Raw genomic sequence first — 26,289 nt, forward strand, 5'->3', positions numbered from 1 at the left:
CCGCTCATGCGGCTGGGCGCCCAGTTCTGTACGGTCGGCTGGACGGAAGCCCCAGCTCCGCGCAGCCGGGGCCCGACCACCGGATCGGATCCAGGTCGTTACTTTCCGTCCCCGAACCAACGGCGCGCTCGCCCGGCGAGCTCGCTCGAGAGCTTGTCCGTTACCGAGCCGGCCAGGTCGAGCGTCTCGCTACCGACGCGCCAGGCGGCATCGACGCCCTCTTCTCCTGCCTCGAGCACCTTGTCCATCGCCTCCGCGGCCGCGTCCGTCCATCGTCTCGCCTCCGAGGACTGGCGTCCGGACTCGATGCCGAGCCGTCCGTGGAAGTCATGGACACTGGCCGAGACACGGTTGCTCGACCGGACCACAGCCGGGGACGCGGCCGGGTTCAGCAGCACCTGCGCGTTGGCCGAGTCGGCGGCCGCGTTCATCCGGCCCACCAGGCGCTTGGTGCTAAGCGTGATCCGTTCCAGTCGGTCCTGCCGGGCATCCCTCAGCCCGCTGCGATGCCCGTCCAGCTCCTCAGGAGACGCGTCCAGCACCCGGTCGAGTTCGAGAACGGCGATCGCGTCCTGCAACTGGAAGCAGCGAGCCAGCACAGCGAGCCACTCCCGAACAATCGACTCGGCTTTCTTGGCCGTCGTGGCGAGATCACCGATGTCAGTCTTGCGCTTCATCTTCTTCGCGAGCGCGTCGAGTTGACGCAATGCGTACGCCTGGGTCTCTGCGATCGTCGTCGGCGCGGTCTGCACCTTCGACCACATGATCTCGTCGACCCTGCCCCTCTTCTCCCGGATGGTCATGGTCTCCTCGATGACGAAGCCCACTCCGATCATGCGGGCCAACGCGGTGTCCTTCTGGGCGCGCAGCACGTCGTCGACCTTCTCGTCGATCGTGGCGAGATAGTCGGTGATCTCGGCCATGGTCTGCTGCATCGCAATCTGCGCCATGATCCCCGCGGCACCGGCAAGTATCGCCGGGTTGGTCAGAAGCGATCGGGGCGCCTTCACGACCTCGATGAACCCTCTGATCTGGCCCTTTGGTCCTTTGACCACGCCTGTGCTGAGACCCGTCTTCGAGCTCTTCCTCAGCCCGTACTTCTCGACACTCTGTGCCGACTCCCGCGTCAGCTTCACCCAGCGACCGGAGTTGGCGGCGATCTCCGAACCTGCCTGCGCGACTACGGCCCCGGTACCGACGGCGGACTTGAGCCGTTCCAGTCCGAGGTCCTGGGACGCCAGTCCCTCCGAGACGAGGAAGCGATCGACATCCGTCGGATTCCCGATGACCGCCAGTCCGTCACCGTCACTGATCAGCTGAATCTCGTTGTCCATCGCCCGCTCCTGAAGTGGCTTCTCGTGGTCAAGGGGAGGTAGAAGGCCGCGGCAGCCGGCACCAGCTCGTGAGCCTTCTGCTCCGCACGGCTACGGCGTGCGGAGCAGAAGGGGTGCCCCGGCCGGCACGTTCAGCCGGGGCATACGAGTCGGACGTCAGTCGTCCAGGCCCTCCTCGCGGCGGATCATCCGCCAGGCGGCCTTGCGGGCGCTGCGGTCCAGGCTGGACTTGAAACCCTTGTCGGGGCCGAAGTACTGGCGGCCCATGCCCGCGATGGTGTCGATGTGGTCGGCCATCTTGTCCGCGAAGACGTTGTCGAAGACGAGGCCGAAGTTCTCCTCGTCGTTGACGACGGCCGCCGCCCGCACCTTCGGGTCGGCCTTGGCCTCCTCGAACGGCCGGATGACGTCCTGCTCGGTGAACTCGGTGCCGAAGCGTTCGTTGAACTTGTCGATCAGCTGGGAGAGCAGCGACTTCTCCGCCTCCTTCGCGCCGCCCGAGCCGTCGCCGAAGCCCTTCATCGTCGTCGGCCCCTCGGAGGTGAGGGAGACGTCGTACTCGCCGGTCTTCTCCACCCGCATGTGGCTGAGGTCGATCTCGCCTATGTCCACGCCGCCGTCCGCGCGGCGCGGGAGCCGGTTGAGGAGGTAGCGGCCGTAGAGGTGCAGCCGCTCCAGCTCGGCGTCCCGATAGGGGACGATCTGCGCGAGGAAGCCGTACTTCCTGACGTAGTCGTTGAGGTCGGCGCGGAAGCCCTCCGCCGTCTCCAGATCGTCCTCGTCCTCGCTTTCGAGCAGAGCGGTGAAGCGGGCGACGGCGGGGGACAGCAGCCGGTAGAGCTCGGCGTGCAGCTTCTCCCACTTGGACTGTGAGCCTGCCGCCTTCTCCTTGGCGGCGAAGTACGCGGCGGCGAACTCGTCCATCTCCTGCCCGGAGAGGATCGCCGCCTGCATGACCCGGCTCTGCGCGGTGTAGAGCAGGTTGGGGTCGGAGGGAAGGGTGTTCGCCTCCTCGAAGTACGGGCGGAAGGCGTCCTGGATGTCGTTCGCGTCGTTGACGAAGTCCAGGACCGCCAGGTCCGCCTGGGTCTTGCGCTCGGCGGTCCGGTTCAGCCGGGACAGGGTCTGGACGGCGGAGATGCCGGTCAGCGACTTGTTGACGTACATCGTCGTCAACAGCGGCTGGTCGAAGCCGGTCTGGTACTTCTCCGCCACGACCAGGATCCTGTACTCCCGCTGGCCCGCACCGCCGGCTCGGGCGGCCTTGTCGTCGGCACGTGTGTACGCGAACGCCTTCGGCAGCGCGCTCTCCGACAGTCCGCCGTTCTCCTTCGGCTCGGTGGTCTCCTCGCCGTCGATCGTGAGCGAGCCGGAGAAGGCGACGAGGACGCCCAGGTCGGGGTACTCGGTGTCGTAGTCCCGGTCCTTGATGTAGCTCTTGATGGCGCGCGCCATCTGCACGGCGGACTGCCGCGAGGCGGTCACCACCATGGACTTGGCACGCCCGCCGAGACGGCCCCGGCTGTGCGCCACGAAGTGCTCCACGATCACCTGGGCGTGCTGGGCGACCGTCGAGTCATGGGTCAGCGCGTACCGGGCGAGCAGGGAGTTTGCCTTCGACGGGTCGACCTCCCGCTCGTCCGGGTTCTGGTTCACCAGCTTCCAGTACGTGTTGTACGTGACGTAGTTGCGCAGCGGGTCGAGGATGAAGCCCTCCTCGATCGCCTGCCGCATGGAGTACGTGTGGAAGGGCCGGTAGGCAGCCTTGCCGTCGATGTCCTGGAGCGTGCCGAAGAGTTCGAGGGTCTTGGCCTTCGGCGTGGCGGTGAACGCGAAGTAGGAGAGGTTCGCGGCGCGGGAACGCTGCTCGGCCCTCTTCCTGAGCTGCTCGTCGAGGCTGGCGGCCTCGGCCTTGACCGTGGTCGCGCCCGCGTCGTCCGAGTCGGAGTCCAGGCCGAGGTCGCGCAGGGCGGACCGTACGGCGGTGGCGGCGTCGCCGGACTGCGAGGAGTGCGCCTCGTCCACGATGATCGCGAAACGGCTGCCCTGGATCTCGGTCGGGTTGCGCTGGAGGTAGTCGAGTAGCGCCGGGAAGGAGTGCAGGGTGACGGTGACGATCTTCCCGGTGTCACGGGAGAGGGCCTTGGCGAGCTGCCCGCCCTTCGCCCCGTGCTTCTCGTCGATCTTCACGACGAGGCCCGCGGTCTGCTCGAAATTGCCGACCGTTTCCCGCAGTTGGGCGTCCAGGTTGCGGCGGTCGGTGATGACGATGACCTTGTCGAAGACCGGCACGCCCGGCTTGAGGCCCTTCGCCACGGCCTCGGCGTCGAGTTCGCGGGGGTCGGTGGGGGTGTGCAGGTCGCTGAGGCGGTGGGCGAGCCAGCCGATGGTGTTCGACTTGCCCGACCCGGCCGAGGCCATGACCAGGTAGTCGTGGCCCGCGCCGTGGGTGGCGGCGTGCGCGGTGAGCTTCTTGACCACGTCCCACTGGTGGAACCTGGGGAAGATCATCGTCTTGGTGCTGCCGCCGCCGGGCGTCTTGCTCTTGTGCAGGTGCACGAACCGCTGGAGCAGGTCCAGCCAGTTGTCCGGCTGCCAGACCTGCTCCCAGAGGTAGGAGGTCGCATACGTGCCGTACGCGGTCGGGGCCGGGTTGCCGGCGCCGCCCGGCTGACCGGGGCCGTTGGAGCCGGTGTTGAAGGGGAGGAAGCGGGTGTTCTTGCCCTTGAGCTGGGTCGCGACGAAGACCAGGTCCGGGTCGACGGCGAAGTTCGCGACGACGCGACGCGTGAAGATCAGCTCGGTGGGGTCGCGGTCGGTGCGGTACTGCTCCTTGGCCTGCTCCACCCCCTGCTTGGTCAGCGGGTTCTTCAACTCGGCAGTGACGACGGGGATTCCGTTGAGGAAGAGGGTGAGGTCGAGCCGGTTGCCCCAGTCGGCCTGCTTCGTCGCGTACTCGAGTTCGCGGACGACGGTGAGGCGGTTGGCCCGGTATCCGTCGAGCACGGAGTCATGGGCGACGAGGTTCGGCTTGAAGTACGCGACGCGGAGGAGAACGCCCCGGTCCTTGACGCCGTTGCGGAGCACATCGAGGAGGCCGTCGGTGGCGATGGCCTGGTCGAGGCGTCCGGCGAACCCGCGTTGCGCCTCGTCCGAGTCGCCGCCGTAGACGGTGAGCAGTTCGTTCCACTCGTCGGGCTGGGTCGCCCCGATGAAGGTGAACAACTCGTTCGTGTCCAGGCCGAGATCGGCCCGGTAGTCCTGCGGGCGCGCCTCACGCCAGCCGCGCTCGACCATGGCGGCGACGATGGCTTCACCGAAGGCGGACTCCGTGTGGATGGGGCTCATGGCTACGCGCTCACTCCGTCCGTTACGTTGCGCCCGCTGGCGGTGGAGACGTCGAACTGGCCGGTTACGGCGGCGGTGATGAGGGCTTGGCGACGTTCGGATTGCAACCTCAATCGGCGAGACAGAGCACGCTCGACTGTCACCGTGTCCTTGGCGACATCCTCCGTGCGTGCCACTACACGCCGTTGTGTGTCGAGAGCAGGAACAGGAACCTTCATGAAGCGCACATTGCCAGCTTCTAGGTGCGGGTGTAGCGCCCCCGTCTGCTCGCGCAAAAGCGCACTCCGACCCCAGTGGCTTCGAAATGCGTGCCACAAGTATCGAGGAGCGATGATATTCCTGTTGGTTCGCGCGATAAGCAGGGCATGACAGCTGGCGCCCACATACTCGTCATCGACTAGGCCGACCTCACCGATAGCGCCGGTCTGGACGATAAGAAGGTCTTCGAAGCGGAGACGAATCCGCGGCCGTTCATCAGCCCACTCCTGCTTCACGAAGTACGGCTTTCGCGCGAAGTCAATTCTGCCATTCTTGATGTGCAGAGACTGAAGATAGCGAACCCCGTCATCTACGAACAGGTCGCGCGTTGGGCCGACATATCCATTCGTCAGTTGATTCAATGCATGGTTTAGTGGCAGCATGCGCCAGTCGGGGTTAGCGGTTTCAGGCTCGATCACGTTGAGATCAGGCCCACCTTCAGCCTGAACGCTGTCGTGGAATGCCACGACCTGTCGTTCCGCGACAAGTTTCTGTTGACGTTCGGTCGCGCGATTCAGTCCGTCCATGCGGGCGGTCTCGGCGTCGAGGAAGTCGGCGATGCGGTGCTGCTCATCCAGAGGCGGAAGCGGCAGAGGAAAACTCTGGATCTTGCTGCTATTGGTGGAAGCCAGGTTTGTGGTTCTCGTGCCGGTGCTCTCGAAATAGTGACGGCCGTAAAGAGACTGGGTCACGTAGGCGAGGAAGCGGCCGCTGAGTCGCTGTGGATCGGGGCGGACCGCGAAGATGTGGTTCTGGTGCAGGCACCGGTCAAGTTCGCCCTGCCAGACAGTCCCACGGCCCAGCTTGTCCAAGTCCCCTCCTTCGGTCATCAGGACGTCACCTGGACGAAGTGTGCTGCGCTGGGCCACACTTCGAGGCACAGTGATCTCGGTGACCGATTCGAGGTCGAGGCTCCCGGCTTGGACATTCGCGACACGCAAGTACGGACTGGTGACGACGTCACCTGTTACGTCTCGTTTAGCATCGACGGTCAGTCCGTTCTGCAAGCGCGCGACATATCCGAGGCGTACAAGTTCGTAGGTGTCAGAGGGTTTGGGGGAAGGCGGTGTGACGGCTGAGGTGTTCACGGGGCCACTTCCCCGAGCAGCGCCTGAATCTCCGCCTCCAGCGACTTCAGTTCAGCGTCGATCTCCGCCAGCGGCCTCGGCGGCTTGTACACGTAGAAGTGCCGCGTGAACGGGATCTCGTAGCCGATCTTCGTCTTCGTGTGGTCGATCCACGCGTCCGGGACGTGCGGCAGCACCTCGCGCTTCAGGTACTCCTCGACGTCCTCGCCCAGCGGAACGTTCTCGTAGTCCCGCAGGTCCGTATCCGGTTCCGCCGCGCCCTTGACCTTCTGGACCTCGCCCTCGGGGTCCCGGACGCCGATTGTCTCCCGTACCGCCTTCGCGAACGGCGCTCCCGACGGCCAGGTCAGGCCGGCCGCGACCACCGCGTCCTTGAGCGCGATGAACGCCTCGGACTTCGTCGTCCACGTCGAGCCGAGCAGCGTACGCACCGCCGCGACGAACTCCTCGCTCCGCTCCAGCTTCGCCACCGGCTTGGCCTCCGCCAGTGCCGCCAGCGTCTCCTCCGTCACCTCGAAGCGGAGCTTCAACGGCCGCTCCACGGTGATGCGCTGGTAGCCGAAGTCCTCGTTGGCGAAGACCTTGACCTTGCCGTGCAGCGGGTGCTCGGGGTCCTTCGCGACCTGGGCGGCCTCCGCGTACAACCGGGTGATGTCGGCGATGTGGTCGGGGCGGCCGTTCGTCCCGTCGCCCAGCTCCTTGCGCTTGTCGCCGAGGGACTTGCGCATCTTCTGCCACTGGTCGCGCGCGTCGAGCAGGACGACCTTGCCCTTGTGGTCGGCGTCCTTGCGGTTGGTGAGGATCCAGAAGTACGTGGAGATGCCGGTGTTGTAGAAGAGCTGGTCCGGGAGGGCGACGATCGCCTCCAGCCAGTCGTTCTCCAGGATCCAGCGGCGGATGTTGGACTCGCCGGACTCGGCCGCGCCCGTGAAGAGCGGGGAGCCGTTGAAGACGATGGCGATGCGGGAGCCGCCCCCGCCGTTCACGTCCACCGGCTTCATCTTCGAGATCATGTGCTGGAGGAAGAGCAGCGAGCCGTCGTTGATGCGGGGCAGGCCCGCGCCGAAGCGGCCGGCGTCGCCGAGCGACTTGTGCTCGTACTCCACCTCCTCCTTGACCTTCTTCCACTCCACGCCGAACGGCGGGTTGGCGAGGATGTAGTCGAACTTGCGGCGGGCGTGGCCGTCGTCGGAGAAGGAGTTGCCGAAGCGGATGTTCTCCGGGTCCTGGCCCTTGATCATCAGGTCGGACCGGCAGATCGCCCAGGACTCGGGGTTGAGCTCCTGCCCGTACACCTCGACCGTCGCGTCCGGGTTGAGGGCCTTGATGCGGTCGTCGGCGGCGCTGAGCATGCCGCCCGTGCCGCAGGCCGGGTCCATGACCGTACGGACGACGCCGGGCAGGCTGAGGGCGTCCGCGTCGGGCGCCACCAGCAGGTTGACCATCAGCTTGATGACCTCGCGCGGGGTGAAGTGCTCACCCGCGGTCTCGTTCGACTGCTCGGCGAAGCGGCGGATCAACTCCTCGAAGATGTAACCCATGTTGTGGTTGGGCACGACATCGGGGTGCAGGTCGAGGTCGGTGAACCTGCCGATGACCCGGTAGAGCAGGTTCGCGCTGTCGAGCTTCCTGACCTGCTGGTTGAACTCGTACTTGTCGAGGACCTCGCGGGCGTTGTCGGAGAAGGCGCCGACGTAGATCTGCAGGTTCTTCGCCGCGTTCTGCGGGTCGGCCGCGATCTTCCGCAGCGTGAGATCGCTCTTGTTGTAGAAGGAGTGGCCCGAGGCCTTGCGCAGGAAGTGGTCGGTGTCGATCTCCTGGCCCGCGAACCTGGCGACGGTCTCGACGACCTTCTCGCGCGTCGGCTCCAGGACGCACTCCAGGCGGCGCAGCACGGTGAACGGCAGGATGACCTTGCCGTAGTCGGACTGCTTGTAGTCGCCGCGCAGGAGATCGGCGACGGACCAGGCGTGGTTCGCCAACTCCGTGTGCTTGCTGCTGTTCAAGAGGTCCCGGTTTCCTTCCGAAGAGCGCCGTCCAGGCGTGGGACGGCAGGGATCCAGTGTGGTCGTGTGCGGGGGGACGCGTGAGGCGTTTCAGGCGGAACCGTTGTCCGGGGGGTCCGGTGGCAGGAGTGCGCCGGCGGTGAGGCCGGTGGTGAGGGTGGCCGCGGTGTCGGCGGCGAGGTCGGCGGTTCGGCGGACGGCCGCGCGCAGCTCGTACACGCGGCGGAAGGCCTCCCCGTAGCGCCGCTGTTCCTCCAGGGGCAGCAGCGGTACGCGCAGCCGGCCCGGTGTGACGTGCACGAGGGTGCTGCCGGTGGACGCTGAGGCGATGTTGTCCTCGGCGCCGAGGAACCCGGCCAGGAACCACGGGTCGAGGCGGGCCGGGTCGGGGCGCAGGAGGTGGATGTGCGGACCGAGCAGGGCTCCGGCGTCCTGGTCGTCCGCGACCCGGGTCATCGTGGCCGCGTCGCCGCCGCTCGCGATGGAGCGTACGAGGACGTCTCCTGCGGCGACGGCTTGCGCGGCGTCCGCGTGGAGGTCGACGGCCCTGGTGGACGGGGGGTTTCCGGCGGAGATGTCCGAGGCGGTGAGGACCGGCCGGTCCATGGTGGGGGCGGCGGAGCCCTTGGAGCCTCGGGTGCCGGACGGGGCCGCCCGCAGCACGGTCAGGGCCCCGCCGCGTGCCAGGTCGGAGACGGTCGCCGTACGCCACTCGCGGGCCGAGGCCCCGGACGGCTGCCACCCGCCGGACGCGGAGGCGGCTGCCAAGGCGGCTACCTGGTCGTCCAGTTGGCCGTGCAGGTCGTGGACGCGGCGGGCCAGGGCGGCCGGGTCGATGTCGGCTGCGGTCGCCCGCACATGGCGGGCCGGGGTGACATCGACGACGTCGTCGAGGAGGTCGACGAGCGGTACCGCGCGGGCGACGCCGGGCTCGTCGGCGTAGGTGTCGGGGGCGGTGGTGAACGCGGCCCACTGGCCGAGGACCCGCTCGGTCAGCCCCACCCAGTCGAACGAGGCGGCAGAGGCCGAAGAGGCAGAGGAGGTGGTGGAAGAGGAGGAGCCGGATCGGCGGGGGCGTGAGCCGCCGCGGGTGCCGGCGCCGGCCGTGGCCGTGTCGGTGGCGGACGGCGTGCCCGCGGCGCCGTCCCGCTGCTCGCCCTCCCCGTCGACGAACAGCACCGTCGTACGGTCCGTGCCGCCCGGCTCGGGGCGTTGGAACACCCAGATCTGCAGGCCGATGTGGAGCGGATACGCGGCACGCGCCGGAAGTGAGACGACGGCGCGCAGGGCCCCGCTGCGGATGAGTTCCGCGCGGATGCGGCGGCCGGAGGAGCGGAAGGCGAGCGCGGGCGGCAGCAGCATGACCGCGTGGCCGCCGGGCTCCAGGTGCGCGAGGGCGTGCTGTACCCAGGCCAGCTCGGATTCGAAGCGCGGCGGGACCCCGTACGCCCACCTCGGGTCGTAGGCCAGCTCGTCATGACCCCAGTCGCGGTCGGCGAACGGCGGGTTGCACAGGACGGCGTCCACGGTGACGTCGGGGAAGGCGTCGGCGCGCAGGCTGTCGCCGACGCGGATCGCCGTCTCGGCCTCGGGCGCGGCGAGCAGCAGCCGGACCGCGGTGCGCCGGCCCTGGACGGGGAGCGAGTCCTGCCCGAACAGCTCCCGTGCGCCCTGCCGGGCGGCGGCGGCGAGGAGCGTGCCGCTGCCGCAGGCGGGGTCGAGGACGCGGGATGCGCCGGCGGGCAGGAGCCGTGCCATGAGCAGGGCCAGGCCCTCCGGGGTCTGGTAGACGCCGCTGGCGGCGCCCTCGTCCAGTTCGCGTTCGGCGAGGACGTCGACGGCGGCCTGTGCCCCCGCCTCACGGACGCAACCCAGCAGCGCGCGGAGCACGCCCGCGTCGTCCGGACCGTAGCGGAACGGCTCGGCCTCGGGCACGGCCACCGGGAGTTCGCCCGCGGTCTTCTCCGCTCGGGCGATCAGCTGGTCGTCGTGCAGGGCGGCGAGTTCGGCCAGTTCCTCCGGCGTGCGACGGGAGGCGGCAGCCACCAGCGGGAACAGTCGCGCGGTCACACCCGAGCCGGGTCCCAGCAGCCGTAGCGCCGTACGCAGCTCCTCGGTCGGCGAGGCGGTGGAGGTGTGCCCACGTGCTCGCAGCCAGGCCTGGACGGCCGGGAGGTCGTAGAGCGGGCTGGTCTCCGTGCCCGCGCTGGGGGCCGGGAAGTCGTCGTGGCGGCGGCGCCAGTTGCTGACGGTGGCGCGCGTGACCCCTGCGATGCGGGAGATCTCGGCGGCCGTCACATGCGCGGAGGGCGCCGGCTGGGCTGGTGGCTGCTGGGGCATGGCGTGGGGTTCCGCACCTCTCGGGCCAGTCGGATGGTGGGCGGTTAACACACTACAGCGGTCGTCAAGTCTGATGGACCGTTTGACGGCGCTTTCAGTGTCGTGCTTATCTGGTCATGCTTCCGAGTGGAAGCGGCGGGCCGAGGTGCTCTGCTTTGTCCTCGCCGCGCCCTCACAACAGGAGGAACCCAGATGACCAATCCGCCCCCGCAGCAGCCCGGATTCCCGCAGCAGCAGCCCGGCTTCCAGCAGCAGCCGGGCTACCCGCAGCAGCCGGCCTATCCGCAGCCTCCCTCGCCGCAGAAGAAGCGGTCCAAGGCCAAGCTGGGCTGCCTCGGTTGCGGTGGCGTCCTGGCTGCCGCGATCGTCATCGGTGGTATCGCGGCCGCGGTGGGGTCCGGCTCGGGCGACTCCTCGTCCAGTGCCGCGTCCTCCGCCGCCTCTACCGGCTCCGCCAAGGGCGGTCACTCCTCCAAGGGCACCGGCTCCTCCAAGACCGCCGCGCCCCAGCAGTCCACCGTCGACGCCTTCAAGGCGTACGTGAAGAAGCACGAGTCCGCGAAGACGCGGGAGGCCGCGACGCACGTCACCAAGGTCCAGGGCGCCGACAAGAACAACGACATCCTGGACACGGCCGACATCTACACGGACTACACCGGGGACCTGGCCAGCGCGGATACCGGCAACGCCAAGCTGCTCGTCTCGGCCTTCGCCGACTTCCAGGCCGGCCGGGGGAAGGCCAGCAAGAACGGCCTTGTCACCGTCTACAACGCTGACGGCGACATCCTGAGCAACGGCAACTACTGACGTCGTAGCCGGAGCCCGCGCCGTCCCGAACCCGCCTGTCGCACCCGGCAGTTCCCCTCTCCCGGCACCGCCGACGACCAACCTGTGCCGGGAGATCCCAGCACGGCAGGGGGCCGCCGAAGGCGGCAATGACGACGGAAGGCCATGCGGAGGGTCGTTCCGGCTGGGCGCAACAGCCCCGCTGCCCGTACCAGTTACCCCGCTCGTGACTTGGAAGGTCACCGTGACGATCGCCACGCACACCGAGCTGGTCCAGCACTACACCGAAGACTTCACCGCGCTGCAGGACGCCGTCCTCGCACGCATGAACGGCATGGCTTCCCCGCAGACCGCCGCGGCCCTGGCCCACCCTTCGCTCGCCGGGCCCATCGCCGTCGCTCTGGCCCACGCCGATGTCCTCGCGCGTGGGGACATCAGGCGCGCCGAGCTCTCAGGGCGGCCGGCACCCCACCGGCTGCGGCACCTGCGCGAGCACGCACGCAGGGTGCGCCGGGCACGGTCCGAGGCGGATGCCGTGTGCAAGGAGCAACGTGCGCGTCGCGTCGCCGATCGTCGTAGGCCCCCGCTGGAGCCGCTCGAGCTGCGCGTGGCGCGCGCCGCGGACCCGGAAGCGTACGGCCGGGCCCTGCGGGAGGAACTCCTTGACCGCGGATCGTCGGCCGCCGATGTGCGGACGCCGGACCACGATCTCGCCCTGTGGGCTTGGCAGCGGGACCCGGCAGCCGCCGAACTTCCGGCAGCCGTCCGCGAACTGCTGGAGTGTCACGACGACGCCTTCGTCCAGGCTCTCCTGCGCGATGCCCGGGAGGGGGAGAATCCGCACCTCGCGCACGACGCGGTGGTCGAACGGTGGGGCCGGCATGCCCGTACCGCGCTGGCCTGGGGCCGCTACGCCATCGCCCAGGCCGAGCGCCAGGTGCTCGCCCGGGCTCTCACCGCCCGCGGTGCGGAGCTTGACGCGCTCGACGACGCCTACCAGGACGCCGCGATACTCGCGGCCCGCGCCCGCGAGGCCAAGCACCGGATCGCCGATCTTCATGACCGGATCCGGGGCCGTGCGGCCACCGGGCCCTTCGCGGAGCTCATCGCGCAGTGCCGCGCCGCAGCTCTCGTACGCTTCGCCGCCGGTGAGCCCCAGTTGTGGCAGCGGGCCTGTCGGCTGGCCATCGAGCACCGGGCGGACTGCGACGCACGGGCCGACGGTTGCCCGCGGTGCCACCGCACCCTCGCCGCCCTCCTCACCGGGAACGCATCCGCCGACACGTCGCAGGGTGGCGGTGGCGACGGCGGCGGTTCGGAGGGTTTCGCCCCCGGCTACAAGGAGCGTTACGCCATCCTCGACGACTCCCCCAGCCGCGCCGCGGTGGCCGTCGCCGACGCCGCGGTCGGCGACGAATCCGCGCTGAGCGGCTACGGCTGGGCCGCCGAGGACGGAACAACCGGATACGGCGACTCCATGGCCTCCTGCAGCGGCGAGGCCGAGATCATCGGTATCTGCCAGGCCGCCCTCAGCCTCCTGGGCCGCCACCCGGAAGCCCCCGTAGTCGTCCTGTGCGACAGCACCGAGGCCGTCGAGGCAGTGAACCTGGCCCTGACGAGCGCCGATCCGGCAGCTGCCCACCGCACCGTCCTCTTCCCCGAGGGCAGGGAACTCCTGGCCCGCCTGGTGCCCCACCGCGACCGCCTCCAGGTCCGCTGGCTCAAGGGCCACATCGGACATGACCTCAACGAAACCGCCGACGCCCTCGCCGGCCTCGCCGTCCGGCGCGCCACCGGCCGCGTCTCTGCCACAGCCGCCCGCCGGGAAGAGGCGCGGATCCTGCGCTCTCTCAGCTCCGACCAGCACCCCGGCATGGCCGCCGCCTGATCCTGAGCGACTCCACCGCCGACTGTCTGACTATCTGTCACCAGTCGGCCCCTGATGGTTCTTTCACCGGTGTACGGGCGCATGCCCGGCGCAGCACCCTTCGGGGCACTGCGAGGGAGGGGATACACATGGGCACCACCACGCGCGACGAGATCATCGCCATCGAGCAGAAAGCGGTGGACCGCGCCTACGCCTGCTACGCCGCGCGGCTGGCCGAACTGACCGGAGGGTCGGTCGCCTCGGCCTCCGCGAGCGGCAAGGACAGCGTCGCCAACCGTCTCGCGGCCGAGGAGCGAGCCGCGGCGTACGGAGGTCTCGGCAACGCATCGCTGGTCATCAGCCGCGTAGACGTGCAGGACGGCCCCGGTGGGGAGCCCGAAACCTGGTACGTGGGCCGGCGTGCCGTTTCCGACGTCCAGACCCGCGACACCGTCGTCGTGGAGTGGACCAACGCGCTCGCGAAGAAGTGGCTCGACGCGCTGCCGGACGCTCCGGGGGAGGTGCTCCTGCGGCGACGGCTGCACTGCACGCAGCGCGTCGTCGAAGGCTATGCCGACGACATCTCCGTCGCCGTCCCCGCCCCGCGGCCGGCCGCGGACGACGCCGGTCCGGAGTCCGCGGCGGCACACTCCGCCACCGACGTGCAGCAGCAGGAAAAGGCACGGCCGCCCGTCCTCACCCCGGCCGACATCGCCCGCCTCCATCGCCAAAGGCCCCAGCAGCCCGACGACTTCCTCCTGCGCGAGCTGCAGCGCTCTCGCAGCGGCAGCATGCGGGACATCGTCGAGACGATCCGCCGTGACCAGATGGCCCTGGTCACCGGTTCGCCCTCCGACATCCTCGTCGTGCAGGGCGGCCCGGGCACCGGCAAGTCGGCGGTCGGCCTGCACCGCGTGACCTGGCTCGTCAACAACGGGCACTTCAAGGCCCAGGACATCCTCGTCGTCGGCCCCCATCAGCGGTTCCTGGACTACGTGAGCCAGGTGCTGCCCACGCTCGGCACCCGGAACGTCAACGCCGTGCAGATGACCCGCCTGTGGGACGGCGAGATCCTCGGCACCGACACCCTCCAGGCGAGGCTGGTGAAGTCCGATGAGCGGATGGCGGCCGTCCTGCGGCGGCGCGTCGAGAGCGAGTGCCGTCCCGAGGCCGTCGACGAGTCCACCACCACCCCCTCCTACGAGGGGGCCAAGCCGGAGCTCACCGTCACCGTCGGCAGCACGACCCTGCGTGTCCCGCGCTCCGAGGTGCTCGCCCTCCTGGAGGACGTACGCCAAGGCGATGGCGCCTACCGTGAGCGCCGCGACCGCTTCCGCGGCCTGTTCGTCGACCGCTTGCTGCGGGAACTCGTCGCCGTCGCCCCTCGCCGCAGCCGCGACGACACGATCCGCCGCGACCTGGAACGCAACCGTCAAGTCGAGCGCCTGATCGAACGTGTCTGGCCGTCGCCGGGCGCCAGGGAAGCCCTCCGCACCCTCTACGACTCGAAAGATCTCCTGCGTACCTGCTCCGAGGGCATTCTCGACGCCGCGGAGCAGGCCGCTGTGCACCGCCCCCGGGCCGACAAGGCCGACGCCGATCCCTGGACGCTCGACGACCACGTCTGCCTCGAAGAACTGCGGTACCTCATCACCGGGGAGACCCCACAACGGTACGGGCACATCGTCGTCGACGAGGCGCAGGACCTGACACCCATGCAGGCCCGCTCCCTGCGCCGGCGCTCCGCGGCGCACGGCTCCATGACCATCCTCGGTGACCTCGCCCAGGCCACCGGCCCCCACACCCACACCGACTGGGACCGCCTCGGCACCCTCCTGTCCGACGAGGGCGACTGGCGCGTGGCCGAGCTGACGACCAGCTACCGCGTGCCGGCCGAAATCATGGAGTTCGTCGCCCCCCTGGCCCGTACCATCGCCCCCGCACTGCCGTACCCGCAGGCCGTGCGCGCGGCGGGCGAGGGCGCCGTACGGACAGTCGCGACCGACCCGTGGAAACTCCTCGACGACACCGTGGCCCAGGCCACCCGCCTCATCGGCACCAGCGACGGACAGACCCTGCGCTCCGTGGCGGTCATCGTCCCCGACGACTCCGGCTGGCTCGACGAGATCAGCCGTCACCTGGACCTGGCCGACGGCATCACCGAGCAGGGACGCGAGGCGGTGTCCGTGCTGGCTGCCGCGCAGGCCAAGGGCATGGAGTACGACCACGTCCTCGTCGTCGAACCCGCCACCATCGCCGACCGCGGCCTGGCCGGCCTGCGCCAGCTGTACGTCGCGCTCACCCGCAGCACCCAGAGCCTGACCGTCCTGCACACCTCCCCGCTCCCGGAAGCCCTCACGAACACCGACGGCAGCAGCACCGAACCCGCACCCACCGAAGGCGAACCAGGCATGGCAGACGGTGACGTCCCCGAGATCGGTACGGACATCCGAGTCCGCGTGATCGGCCGGGCACCCGGCGGACGCTACCGGGTCAAGGCCCTGTCTCCCGCGATCGATGTGCCTCTGGTCCTGACCGTCCGCCACGGCTCGGTGCCCCCGCGTCCTGGCGAGGAACTGGACTGCTGGGTGTTCGCCCACGAGACGAACCACTGCCTGCTGACCCGGGACCAGCGTGGTCGCCAGCCCATCTCGCCCGGAATGGCGGAACGCTACGTGGCGGCGCTGGGCGTCCTTGACGACCTGACCAACGGTGACGGAACCATTCCGGAGAACGCCCGTGATCGTCTGTCCGAGCTCAAGGGCATGGCGAACCGCGTCCTCCGCCGCGACCAGGCGGATTGGGTGGACGTGCGCCGTGTGCTCGGGTCCCCGGACAAGCACCGTCTCAGTCTCCTGCGCGACCTCGCGGCGCACACGAACCGCATGCTCAAGGACGACAACCTGGACGTGAACCGGCTCCAGGAGGACCTGGCACGCGCCGGCTGGGCCCAGGCACTGGACGAAGCCCGGGAGACGCTCCGGCACCGCCTGGCCACCATGGGCGAATCCGGAACCGACGACGCACCCGCCTCCGCTGAACAGCAGTCCGAGCAGAAAGAAGCCGAGCCCGTGACCTCAGCCGAAGACATGCCCGCCACGCCGGCGCCCGCGAAGGGGCTTCTGCACTCACTGGAGACAGCGGCGGCCGCCGACCGCACGTGCAAGAAGCACGAGGCGGTGCGCCACGCTCTCAAGGCCGCCCTGCTCTGGGCGGACCTGCAGCCGACCGACTCCCCGGTCATCGATGTCAGCCGCATCGCGGAAGACGGCCACTTCCTCTACGAGGTTCTCGGCGCCGGCCACTCCACCTACGCCGACCTCCGCTCGGGAGCCACCCGCCTCCTGGAGATCAACCACACCCTGCCCGCTCCTGCCGACCGCCTCTATCTGGTGCTCTCCGAACCGCCCGCCGAGGACTGGTCGGCCGACACCTTGGACGGCGTCTTCGGGGTTCACGTCCTGTGGCGCACCCCCGACAGCTGGGGAGGCCAGGAGGCGGAAACCGCCCTCAGCTCCGGCAAGGCGTAACCCTTTGTCCGGGCGCCGGTGGGCTCGGTCTGGGCCTACGGTTCGGGCACGGACCGGTCCCTGCCGGCCTGGGAGTCGGTCCCGGCCGCCGGTGCGGGTGCTTCCCAGGGCGTAGACGGGATCGGCACGGAAGACGGGCAGCAGGCGGTCGGAGACGACGTTGTGGACGGAGGCGTGCCACCGGGAGGCCGTGCGGGAGGGGGAAAACCGAGGGAGGCGCCCAGCGTTCCCACGGAGGATTCTGCCTGGCGGCCCGTTCCCATTCGTTCCCATGCAAGGCCAAAAAGCCCCTCGGAAATCACTTCCGGGGGCCGTTCGATTGCATCGCGACTGGTCAGACATGGTGCCCCCCGCAGGATTCGAACCTGCGACACCCGCTTTAGGAGTTCATTCTCGGCTACATGCGCGCTGCCGCCTTGCTACTCCAAGGGCTCAAGGCAGTCCCCCTGCTACCGCCAGGGTCCCCGTGCGTACCGCTCTGTTGCCGTCATCTTCTGCCGTCAGGATCCGCTAAGCATTCGCTCCTCGCACTCGCTCTCGTCCGGCTGATCGGCTAGGTTCTGGTCGGCTGTTCGACCTGGTCAGTGGAGGCGTCGGGTGCAGATCTCAGGTGTCGAGGTGTACGTCAATCACCCGGTGCTGCACGTACGTCAATCACCCGGTGCTGCACTTGGGCGCGACGGATTGGGTTCCCATCTCCCTGGAGCTGGGCGACGCTGACGCAGCAAGTTGCGACACCCATGTCGCGATCCGTGTCCGGGCACAGTCGGACCTCATCCGCTTGCGCCTCTTCAAGGATCTCGGCGACTCCGTCAGCGCCAACCCTGCGTTCACTACCGTGTTCGACGGCCAACTCCTACTGGACAACGGGCGCCTGGCTGTCGGCGACGTGGAAGGCCTCACCCGCTTCGTGTACCAGCTGGGGGACCGAGGAACCTGGAACGTTCGCGTAGCGGTGGACAAACCGGGTTGGGATGCCTGTGCCATTGATGTGACCGTTGGACGGCCCAGCACGGCCTGAGCCCAGGCTGGCACCCGGGCCCCGGTACGCCATCAGAGCCCCCACCCCGAAGAAGTTGACAACACCCGTGCAACCTTCCACCCCGCCTCCCGCATCAGGGTGTCGGGCGGTACCTGGAGTACGGCCCGGAGAGGAATGTGTCCACCCATGGCGGAGCAAGGGCGCGAAGCGGAGTTCATAGAGTTCGCCGAGTCCAGAGCCGACTGGCTGCGCAAAGTGGCCTTTCTACTCTGCTCCGACTCGTACCGCGCCGACGATCTGGTGTAGGAGACCCTCACCAAGCTGTACGTCCACTGGCCGCGGATGCGGCGGGTGGAGAACCCGGACGGCTACGCCCGGACGGTGCTGGTGAACACCTTTTTGGCGGAACAGCGCTCCCCGTGGCAGCGGTGGACGACTCGGCAGCCGGGCCGACCAGGGGCAGAGCAGCCGTCGCCGCCGAACGACCCGGAGGCCTCCCTTGACCTACGGCGGGCGCTGGCCGCGATTCCCCCTCGGCAGCGCGCCACTCTGGTGCTCCGCTACTACCACGACCTGACCGTCGAGCAGACCGCCGATGCGCTCGGTTGTTCCCTGGGAAACGTCAAGAGCCAGACCTCGCGCGGACTTCGGGCGCTGCGCAGAGTGCTCGACACCCGGTCCGCCACTGCCACTGGGAGGATGCTGTGATGCGCGACCAGACCGACGAGTTGACCCGGAAGCTCCGTGAGCTGGCCGCCTCGGCCGCACCCGGAAGCGGCATCGATGTCGCCCGGGCAGTGCGGGACGGCAGGGTTCGGCTGCGACGCAGGCGGTTCGCGGCACTCGGCACGGTAGCGGCCGTCGCGGCGGCAACCGCAGCGGTGTCCCTCCTCCCCGCTGGCGGCGACCGGGCCCCGAGACCCGCGCCGGCCGCGACCCGGGCCTCGGCCGCCCCCGCCCCGGATCCGGACCCACTGGTCGTGGAGGCGTCCTACGGCTGGCTCCCGGCGAACTTCGACAGTGTCAGCTATCTACCGGACCACGGCAGGACCGTCGTGCGGGCCGACAGCAGGGTCCGCGACGGTGGTGTGATGGGACCCATGGTGTGGCTCAAGGTCTATCCCGCGGGAACCACGCCCTCGACCGGGCGGCTGTTTTACCAGGGAGGTCCGCGGCAGTACCGGGTCGAGGCACCGCAGGTTGACGGCCGCCCCGCGTACTGGGTGGGGCGGAGTCCGACGGCCGCCGAGGCGCCAGGGGGCGACTGGTACCTGCGCTGGCAGACCGCCGACGGCCGGTGGGCCGAGCTGCAAGCCGGTTACCTGGAAGGGACCGACGCACAACGGATCCTGCACCGGATCGCCGAGGGAGTCATCGTGGCCCGCAGGGCGATTCCGCTGCCGTACCGGATCAGCGGGGTGCCCGCCGGACTCAGGCTTTTCGAGGCGACCTTCCTCCGGGGACAACAGATGGTCCCGGAAGATCATGTGCCCTGGACCAGCAGCATCAACTTCCTGGCCGACGGGATGCACATCGGCACCACGATCGAGCCGGACCGGCCCGAGTCCGCAAAGAGCGCGGCCGACGCGCTCGGGAATGGCCACACCAGGTCGACCTGCATCCGGCAGCATGGCCTCAAACTCTGCACCGAGTCGCTGAACGGCGTGGACGCCTACCGCAGCGTGGGCGGCCCGAAGGCGTGGCTGAAGCGGTTCACCCTGCTCGGCACCAACCAGCGTGACTGGACCACCGACGTGCTGGGCTGACCGACAGGGGACCGAAATGTGCCAGAGACCGAGGGCGTCGAGGCGAGCGAGTATCGGGTGTGGCTCACGCGAGTATCGGGTGTGGCTCACGGCGGCCCAGGCGAAGCCGATTAAGGGTGTCTCGTACGACCAGGTTCCGACGCACCGGCTGGCCCGGGAGGAGCCGACGGCGCACAGGGGGCACATCCGACCCTCTACTTTTCAGGCGAGTTGATCGTGCGGCCGGGATCATGATCCGGACCGACGGCGACAGACGTTGACTCTGCCGGCTCAGCCTTCCCAGGTTCGAATCCTAGCGCCGCCACACTGGGGAGTATCGGCCCCTGACCAGACGCGACGCTGCGTGGCCGGTACGCCTCCCAGATCACTGAGTTGATGTCAGTGACCCGTGCCTGCCTTGCCGACGTCCCGGCCGACGAACCGGAGACGTTCGTGTACCTCGCGCAGGGCCTGCTCGCCTTTGAAGGTGTGCCGATCTGGTCTCAGCAGCTTGAACTGCTCTTTGAGGAGTTCGAGGCCGAGTGCTCTGAGTGCGAGGCGCTCACCTGCATTCTGCTGGGCGAATACTGGACGAGTGTGATGCCGAACTGCATCCGGCGAGCCCGGACGAGCTGACCGGCGTCGGCGCCCGGATCTACAACATGGCGCGTGACGTCGGCCATGACCAAGTTGCCGCGTGGGCGACCCACCTCTTCGGGTATGCGACCTGTCCGGAGTGCGAAACAAGGTTCAGCATCTCGGTGGGTATTGCGGGCCAGGGACACTCTTAAAGTTTCCCCGTGTGGACATCAACCGCTGGTTCGTTCGCGTGGCGGTTGCGTCCCTGAGGTCGGCGGAGTCTCATTGGGCGAGAGTCGCCGAGGACGACGGTCAGACGTGGGGGAAGGCTGACCCGGGCGTTCGCGGTGTGCTGCCCGCCGTTCCCCGTGACTCCCCCTGGCGTGCCTCTGGAACGGGCACGCCGGGGGCACGGCTAAGACGTCGTCTCATTTGGAGAGTCTGCGGTAGCAGATGAGGCTGCAGGCGATGGCGGTGAAGGCCAGGAAGTGTTCGGCCTTGCGCTCGTAGCGGCGGTGCAAGCGACGGCAGCCGGCCAGCCAGGACATCGTGCGCTCGATCGTCCAGCGATGCCGGCCCAGCCGGGTGGAGGACTCGATGCCCTTGCGGGCGATGCGGTGCCGGATGCCTCGCTTGCGTAGCCATCGGCGCAGGTGGTCGTAGTCGTAGCCCTTGTCCGCGTGCAGCTTGGCGGGCCGTCGTCTGCGCGGGCCGCGGCGGGAGCGGATCGGCGGGATGCCGCGCACGAGCGGTTCGAGTGCCTGGCTGTCGTGCAGGTTCGCGCCAGAGATCCCGATGGAGAGGGGTAAACCGGTCCGCTCGGTGATCAAGTGGATCTTCGAGCCCTTCTTTCCCCGGTCCACAGGATTCGGACCTGTCAGGTCCCCCCTTTCAGGGCCCGCATGTTCACCGAGTCGATCGCACACCGCGACCAGTCCAGGTCTCCGCGCGAACCCAGCTCATCAAGGATGAGGCGGTGCAGCTTCGCCCACACCCGGGCAGCGGTCCACTCGGTGAAGCGCCGGTGCGCAGTCGGCCCCGACGGGCCGAAGACCGGCGGCAGCTGCCGCCAGGTGCAGCCCGTCGTGGCCACGAAGATAATCGCCGCGAGGACCTCGCGGTCCCCGTACCGGCGCCGACCTCCGCCCTGGGGCCGAGTTGGAGCAGCCGGGACCGCCCGCTGGAACAGTTCCCACAACTCGTCCGGCACCAAGCGTTCCACGATCAGCACACACCCAGACTACCGATGACACCAAATGAGACGACGTCTAAGGGCCTGTCCGACGGGTCGCGTCACCGACCCCACACCTGACAACCCTGTCACCCGAATGGCGCAACATGACGTGCCACCCACATGGGTGAAGATCAAGCTGGCTAGTGCCCCAACCGAGGCAATCCGTGAAAGGGGAACCACATGCGCAGTCGACGAATCCTCGCCGCCGTCATCGCCACGGCAGCCCTCGCCGGACTCGTCCTCACAGGCGCCGCCACCGCCACTGCCGCCCCCGCACAGGTCAGCCCTAGCCAGTGCCGGGACGGCGGCGGAACGCCCCGGATCGACTTGCCGGGCAACCCCTGCGTGGGCGGTAAGTACGACGGGCAGTCGGTCGACTAAACCCCACAAGGCGCCCCGCAGCCACGCGCCGCGGGGCGCTTCCGCGCGAGCGCGTAGCCGGAAGAGTCGCAGGGACTGTGCCGACCCGTCGGGCACGCTGCACGCCATGATCCGGGATGGTGGGGGAGCGCTCCCTGGAGCGTCGGGGGAGATCCCCGAACAGCGGTTGCAATAACACGGCCACAGCGCCTGAGCTGTGAGGGCCGGGGCGAGAGAGGAGACCTCCCTCGCCCCGGCCCTCCGCCTCCCCCCTCTCCCGGTTCGCTGTTTGCTGTGAATGCTGCTTTTACTTGTTATGCGTCCTTCGAGTGTGCTAACTTTAGCTGGTCGACACCGACTGGCGAGGGGGAGGGCATGAGTCCAACTATCGAGGTAGATGTACAGACCTATCGCTCCATCGAGTTCGCCGCGCGCATGGGCAATACCACTGCAGGCGAGGTCGTTGCTCGGCTCGTGAGGACTGCGAGCGTGCCGTCCTCTGCGCCGGCTGCCACGGGCAAGGAGGATGCAGAGACGGGGCGCAAGGTTGGCGTGTACGTCGACTATGAAGGCCATCGCACCCGTGGTGACTATGACCGGGACACGAAGCGGATCGACATCACGTCGGGGCCGCTCGCCGGGCAAAGCTTCAAGACGCCTACTGGGGCGGCCCGGGCGGTGGTGGCGCACTACAAGCCGGACGTCAACCCGAACCGTAACGGCTGGTCGTTTTGGGTGCTCGATGACGGATCCGGCGAGTTCTTGCAGTCCATCCGTTACTCGACATGAGTTCCTGGCGGGCGATCTGTGCGCCGTCCGTGTGTAGGCGTGCCACCCGGGGCGTAGTGGCACGCGTGTGGCACAACCCCTGAAACGCCGAAGGGCCAGCTCAGGAGGAAACCCCTCCTGAGCTGGCCCTTCTGTCGGTGCCCCCGGCAGGATTCGAACCTGCGACACCCGCTTTAGGAGTTCGATCCGAGGACCGAACACAGGGCATAGTCAGCGGGACGGTGCTTGCGACTGCCCGCTTGCGCCCGCTGCTGTCTGCGGTCGTTGATGTCAGCGTCGGATGTCACCGGCCCTGCGTAAGGCTCCCACGGTGGCCCATCATGGCGCTTGATGGTCTATGGAGATGCCCAGGTCCAACCGTGCTTGCCTGTGATAGTTGTTCAGTTCCTCCACCAGTCTGATCTCGCGTGGGTCCGACTCCCTGCAGCGCGCCGCACCCAGCATCCTCCACACGACGGGGTTCACCGCCGTAGCCGCGTCAGTTGTGGCTGGCGACGCGAGCAGAATCAGCGCCTCGAAGAGAGCGGAACGCTTCTGCTCGGCCTTGTTCATCGCGGAGAGGAACTGCTCTCGGTCGTCGGAGCCATCCGGTGCTTGGTAGGCGCGCTTCGCCAGGTCGGCTATCTCTTTGACGCACGTGGCGTACTCGATGTAGGTATCAAGCTTGCGCTCGTCCCAGCGGGTGGCCAGCGCGCGACGGTGACGGGCCCGCTCCGCTGCCGACGTCGACAGGTACGACGTGAGAGCACCGATGAGTACGCCGAGAATCGTCAATATCTGACTGATCATGAGGTTGACCGTAACCACTCGCGCTGATCAAGGGACCCGACCCGAGCGTCTGAGGTCTCATTGCAGCGAGTCAGGGGGTGCGTGCGCCACCGCGGTCTAGGTTCGACGTCGGGGCGAGCCGTACCGCCCGAGGTGTGCCCAGGGCCTGTCCTCCGCCACCTGACACGGGATCTTTGCTAGCCCGAAAAATCGAACACATGCTTGAATTCGGTCATGCGACCGTTTCCCGACGACCTTGCCCAGGCGCAGCAGGAGTGGAGTGCCACCTACCGGCAGCTTGCCGAGTGGGCCGGCCGTACCGAGTTGCGCCGGCGTCTGTACCAGCTGTCGGCTCAGCTGTTCTTTCATCCCTACTGGCAGCAGCAGCGCCCGGGCCCTGCGGCGTGGCGGGAACTGCGTGATCTGGGACGCTCGGACGGGGGCGTGAGTGAGCGGCTTCATCGATGACGCGCTGTGGAATGCGGGGCCGCATGCGCCGGATGATCCTGAAGGCATGTCCGGCGTGATTCGCGTGATCGTGCATCCGCCGTCGCCCACGGGTGGTCGGCGCGTACGCGTGGACGGTGAGATCCTCGGCCTGGCCCACAGCGTGGTCGACGTCGCGGAGTTCCTGCGCCGGGCCGGGCTGGAGATCGACCCGGCGGAGGTAGCAGGGGCCCCGTGGATCGACTGGCGCGGAGTAGGGCCGGAGCGCTGGGGCCCGGAGACGTGATGCCTTGGGCGGATCGCGCCGGGGCCATCACCTTCTGATCCATAGCTCTACAGAGATCGGTTGGAGACGGTCATACAGGATGCCGTGAGGGTCGCGAGCGACGATGGTGGGCGCTGCCGGTTGCTGGGGTTGCTGTACTTCGCTGCTGTACCGCTCACAGGTCCACTCGGGACTCCGTCTCCCGGCTTCCCTGCCGCAGCACGACGTGCGCCGGCCTGAGAAGGGCAGGCCGCGGAGGGTTGGCCCCATCACCTCGAAGAGCCTCGGCCGGCCCCAAGGCCGTGCTGAAGGACGGCAAGGGCAAGGCGGTGTCCACCGTGGACCGCGCCCACCCCGAGGACCTCGCCAACGGCCTCAAGATCAAGAACGCGGACACCACCTCCCCGCTCTTCCTCGACCGCTCCCAGGGCGACCCGGCGCCGTGGCGCACGACGCCTTTCCCGGCCCTGCCGAAGGACTGCCTGAACACGGGCACGGGCAGCGGTTCCGGTACGGGGTCCGGGTCGGGCGCCGGTACTGGCACCGTCACCGTCATCGGCAAGTGCACCGTGCTGCAGACCATCCCCTCCCGCTTCGGCGGCTGGACGGTCGACCTGACCAACAGCCTCCGTAAGGGCCCCAAGGCCGTGCTGAGGGACGGCAAGGGCAAGGCGGTGTCCACCGTGGACCGCAACCACCCGGAGGACACCGTCAACGGCCTGAAGATCGAGAAGGCATACAGCACCGCCCCGCTCTTCCTCGACAACAACCAGGGCGGCGACTCCCCCTGGCGCACGACGCCCTTCCCGAAGCTCCCCAAGGGCTGCCTGAACACGGGCACCGGCACGGGTACCTCGAAGCACACCGGCACCGTCACCACCCAGACCACCACGGCCACGCAGACCAAGGTCGTTCCCACCGGCGCTGTCGCCGCGGGCGCCGAAGGCACCGGCAGCTCGCAGAACACCGCGCTCCTGGCGGGCGGCGCGGCCCTGGCCGCGGGCGGTGCGATCGGCCTCGGTTACGTGGTGCGCCGCCGCCGCGCGGGCGTCTGAACCCCCGACACCACCGCACCTGGCGGGCCACCGGTCGTCACCGGCGGCCCGCCTTCCGCGTCTCCCGCAGCGCAGCCCAGGAAGCCCCGAGGAACCCCGATGAAAGCGCCCCCAGCCCAGGACACCCCGCCCCCGCCCCCGCCCTCCCACAGCCGCCTGCGCTGGATCGCGGCTACGGCGGCGGCAGCACTGGCCGTCGGCGGCTGGATGACGGTCATCGCCCTACACGCCGGCACCCCGGCACCCGCCGCACGCGGCCCGGCAGCGAACATCACTCCCTCCGCCCCACCGCCGTCGCCCGCATCCGCGTCCTCGCCCGCGTCCCCACCGGCTCCGCTGCCCGCATCCGCGCCCGTGCGGGTCCGCATCCCGGCCGCCGGCGTCGACACCTCCCCCGTCCTCCAACTCGGCCTGGCAGCCGACGGAACCGTCCAGGTGCCCTCCGTCGCCCAGGCCGACCGCATCGGCTGGTACCGGGAGGGCGTCACCCCCGGCCAGACGGGCCCGGCCGTACTCATCGGCCACTTCGACACCGTCAACGGGCCCGCCGTCCTGCGGAACGTGGCACGCGTGCGTCCGGGCGACACCATCACCGTCGACCGCGCCGACGGCTCCACCGCCGTCTTCGCCGTACGCACCCTGCAGCAGGTGGACAAGAAACACTTCCCCACCCAGCGGGTGTACGGCGACACCCCCCGCCCGGAACTGCGCGTCATCACCTGCGGCGGCGAGCTGCGTGCGGGCCACCGTCCGGACAACATCATCCTGTACGCCGACCTGGTACGAACCTCCGCGAGCTGATCCTCACGGTGTGCGGAGCCGGTGATACGAACACGTCAGAGGCCCCGGATCTCTCGGGTGCATCTGATCTGAGCGCACTCGGCAGGATTCGAACCTGCAACCTTCTGATCCGTAGCTCTATGTGGATCGGGCGGTGAGGGCCGTACCGGTCGCGCTACGGCTGTGCAAGTCCGCTGCCGAACGCGGGCGGTTGCTGTGGTTGCTGTACTTCGTTGCTGTACTGCAACCGGCCTTATCCTCATCAGGTCGATTATTGGGGACCCACGATCTCGTCCAACCGGCTCTGCGCCTTGGCTGATCGTTCACTGGGGTCCGGCCTCGACCGTTGCTGTTCGGCTTGTTGGTGTCAGCCGCTGGTGTCAGCCGTTGCACGCGGTCTTGACAGGAGCTGCCCTGCCGCCCTACGGCACCAGTTTGGAAGATCGGGTGAGCGGATGCGGACGGATCTGGCAAGACGCTGACCTGTTGATCCGTCGCGTCGCGACCGCAGTTCCCCGGTGGTCCCAACTCATACGGGGCGTGCGGTCCTTCGCCGCACGCCGTTCTTGTCCGTGTCGGGTCGTATCAGTCTCCGTAGTCGCCGCCGTCTCCGTGGTCGCCGCCGCCGTGGTCGCCGCCGTCTCCGTGGTCGCCGCCGCCGTGGTCGCCGCCGTCTCCGTGGTCGCCGCCGCCGTGGTCGCCGCCGTCTCCGTGGTCGCCGCCGCCGT

The 26,289-nt window shown here is 68.8% G+C and carries 20 protein-coding genes; 13 read left to right on the forward strand and 7 right to left on the reverse strand.

Annotation, left to right across the window (positions count from 1 at the left end; genetic code table 11):
* Positions 1 to 98 precede the first annotated feature (98 nt).
* The 5 genes from AB0A61_RS12045 to AB0A61_RS12065 all read right to left on the reverse strand — a co-directional run bounded on the left by AB0A61_RS12045 (position 99) and on the right by AB0A61_RS12065 (position 10,332).
* The gene (locus AB0A61_RS12045; protein WP_361290100.1) at positions 99 to 1,334 is read right to left on the reverse strand and encodes a hypothetical protein; all 1,236 of its coding nucleotides are present in this window, start codon (positions 1,332 to 1,334) and stop codon (positions 99 to 101) included.
* A 156-nt stretch (positions 1,335 to 1,490) separates the two neighbouring features.
* Positions 1,491 to 4,682: a type I restriction endonuclease gene (locus AB0A61_RS12050; RefSeq protein WP_361290103.1), complete on the reverse strand. Its 3,192-nt coding sequence runs from the start codon at positions 4,680 to 4,682 to the stop codon at positions 1,491 to 1,493.
* Between the two features lie 2 nt (positions 4,683 to 4,684).
* A complete protein-coding gene (locus tag AB0A61_RS12055; protein ID WP_361290106.1) occupies positions 4,685 to 6,028 on the reverse strand; it encodes a restriction endonuclease subunit S in 1,344 nt (447 codons plus the stop codon).
* Entirely contained in the window at positions 6,025 to 8,034 is a 2,010-nt protein-coding gene (locus tag AB0A61_RS12060; RefSeq protein ID WP_361290110.1) for a class I SAM-dependent DNA methyltransferase, read from the reverse strand. The genes AB0A61_RS12055 and AB0A61_RS12060 overlap by 4 nt, the downstream gene beginning before the upstream one ends.
* Before the next feature lie 90 nt (positions 8,035 to 8,124).
* A complete protein-coding gene (locus AB0A61_RS12065; RefSeq protein ID WP_361290782.1) occupies positions 8,125 to 10,332 on the reverse strand; it encodes an N-6 DNA methylase in 2,208 nt (735 codons plus the stop codon).
* A gap of 234 nt (positions 10,333 to 10,566) precedes the next feature.
* Between AB0A61_RS12065 and AB0A61_RS12070 the strand changes: the two genes are divergently transcribed.
* From AB0A61_RS12070 to AB0A61_RS12100, 7 genes are all read left to right on the forward strand, one after another.
* Entirely contained in the window at positions 10,567 to 11,181 is a 615-nt protein-coding gene (locus AB0A61_RS12070; RefSeq protein ID WP_361290113.1) for a hypothetical protein, read from the forward strand.
* Positions 11,182 to 11,404: 223 nt separating this feature from the next.
* Positions 11,405 to 13,048, forward strand: coding sequence for a hypothetical protein (locus AB0A61_RS12075; protein WP_361290116.1), 1,644 nt, complete (start codon positions 11,405 to 11,407; stop codon positions 13,046 to 13,048).
* Between the two features lie 128 nt (positions 13,049 to 13,176).
* Positions 13,177 to 16,557 carry an AAA family ATPase gene (locus AB0A61_RS12080; RefSeq protein ID WP_361290119.1) on the forward strand — a complete coding sequence of 1,127 codons (3,381 nt, stop codon included), beginning with the start codon at positions 13,177 to 13,179 and terminating at the stop codon, positions 16,555 to 16,557.
* 661 nt (positions 16,558 to 17,218) lie between these two features.
* Positions 17,219 to 17,578 carry a hypothetical protein gene (locus AB0A61_RS12085; protein ID WP_361290122.1) on the forward strand — a complete coding sequence of 120 codons (360 nt, stop codon included), beginning with the start codon at positions 17,219 to 17,221 and terminating at the stop codon, positions 17,576 to 17,578.
* Positions 17,579 to 17,860: 282 nt separating this feature from the next.
* Complete coding sequence (locus AB0A61_RS12090; protein ID WP_361290785.1) at positions 17,861 to 18,247, forward strand: sigma-70 family RNA polymerase sigma factor; 387 nt, start codon at positions 17,861 to 17,863, stop codon at positions 18,245 to 18,247.
* Positions 18,247 to 19,305, forward strand: coding sequence for a hypothetical protein (locus AB0A61_RS12095; protein ID WP_361290125.1), 1,059 nt, complete (start codon positions 18,247 to 18,249; stop codon positions 19,303 to 19,305). The genes AB0A61_RS12090 and AB0A61_RS12095 overlap by 1 nt, the downstream gene beginning before the upstream one ends.
* Before the next feature lie 375 nt (positions 19,306 to 19,680).
* A complete protein-coding gene (locus AB0A61_RS12100; protein WP_361290128.1) occupies positions 19,681 to 19,920 on the forward strand; it encodes a hypothetical protein in 240 nt (79 codons plus the stop codon).
* A gap of 371 nt (positions 19,921 to 20,291) precedes the next feature.
* On the opposite strand, the gene AB0A61_RS12105 is transcribed toward AB0A61_RS12100, so the two are convergent.
* Positions 20,292 to 21,085, reverse strand: a protein-coding gene (locus AB0A61_RS12105) for an IS5 family transposase (protein ID WP_361290788.1) whose coding sequence is annotated in 2 segments (ribosomal slippage) — positions 20,292 to 20,743 and positions 20,743 to 21,085 — 795 coding nt in all. Because the reading frame shifts where the segments join, the coding sequence is not laid out codon by codon here.
* A 192-nt stretch (positions 21,086 to 21,277) separates the two neighbouring features.
* Here AB0A61_RS12105 and AB0A61_RS12110 point away from each other — a divergent pair.
* Entirely contained in the window at positions 21,278 to 21,478 is a 201-nt protein-coding gene (locus AB0A61_RS12110) for a hypothetical protein (protein ID WP_361290131.1), read from the forward strand.
* Between the two features lie 354 nt (positions 21,479 to 21,832).
* Positions 21,833 to 22,246, forward strand: coding sequence for a hypothetical protein (locus AB0A61_RS12115; protein WP_361290134.1), 414 nt, complete (start codon positions 21,833 to 21,835; stop codon positions 22,244 to 22,246).
* Positions 22,247 to 22,564: 318 nt separating this feature from the next.
* Here the strand turns inward: AB0A61_RS12115 and AB0A61_RS12120 are convergent, their stop codons facing one another.
* Positions 22,565 to 23,035, reverse strand: a complete 471-nt coding sequence (locus AB0A61_RS12120) for a hypothetical protein (RefSeq protein ID WP_361290136.1) — start codon at positions 23,033 to 23,035, stop codon at positions 22,565 to 22,567.
* 213 nt (positions 23,036 to 23,248) lie between these two features.
* On the opposite strand from AB0A61_RS12120, the gene AB0A61_RS12125 reads away from it, so the two are divergent.
* From AB0A61_RS12125 to AB0A61_RS12140, 4 genes are all read left to right on the forward strand, one after another.
* Entirely contained in the window at positions 23,249 to 23,482 is a 234-nt protein-coding gene (locus tag AB0A61_RS12125; protein WP_361290139.1) for a hypothetical protein, read from the forward strand.
* Between the two features lie 46 nt (positions 23,483 to 23,528).
* Positions 23,529 to 23,747 carry a hypothetical protein gene (locus tag AB0A61_RS12130; RefSeq protein ID WP_361290142.1) on the forward strand — a complete coding sequence of 73 codons (219 nt, stop codon included), beginning with the start codon at positions 23,529 to 23,531 and terminating at the stop codon, positions 23,745 to 23,747.
* A gap of 239 nt (positions 23,748 to 23,986) precedes the next feature.
* Positions 23,987 to 24,781: a hypothetical protein gene (locus AB0A61_RS12135; protein ID WP_361290145.1), complete on the forward strand. Its 795-nt coding sequence runs from the start codon at positions 23,987 to 23,989 to the stop codon at positions 24,779 to 24,781.
* Positions 24,782 to 24,988: 207 nt separating this feature from the next.
* Positions 24,989 to 25,582 carry a class F sortase gene (locus AB0A61_RS12140; protein WP_361290791.1) on the forward strand — a complete coding sequence of 198 codons (594 nt, stop codon included), beginning with the start codon at positions 24,989 to 24,991 and terminating at the stop codon, positions 25,580 to 25,582.
* Positions 25,583 to 26,289: the final 707 nt, after the last annotated feature.

Origin of the sequence: Streptomyces sp. NPDC046197 (genome assembly GCF_040646295.1) — a bacterium.
In the GTDB taxonomy this organism is placed as follows: domain Bacteria; phylum Actinomycetota; class Actinomycetes; order Streptomycetales; family Streptomycetaceae; genus Streptomyces.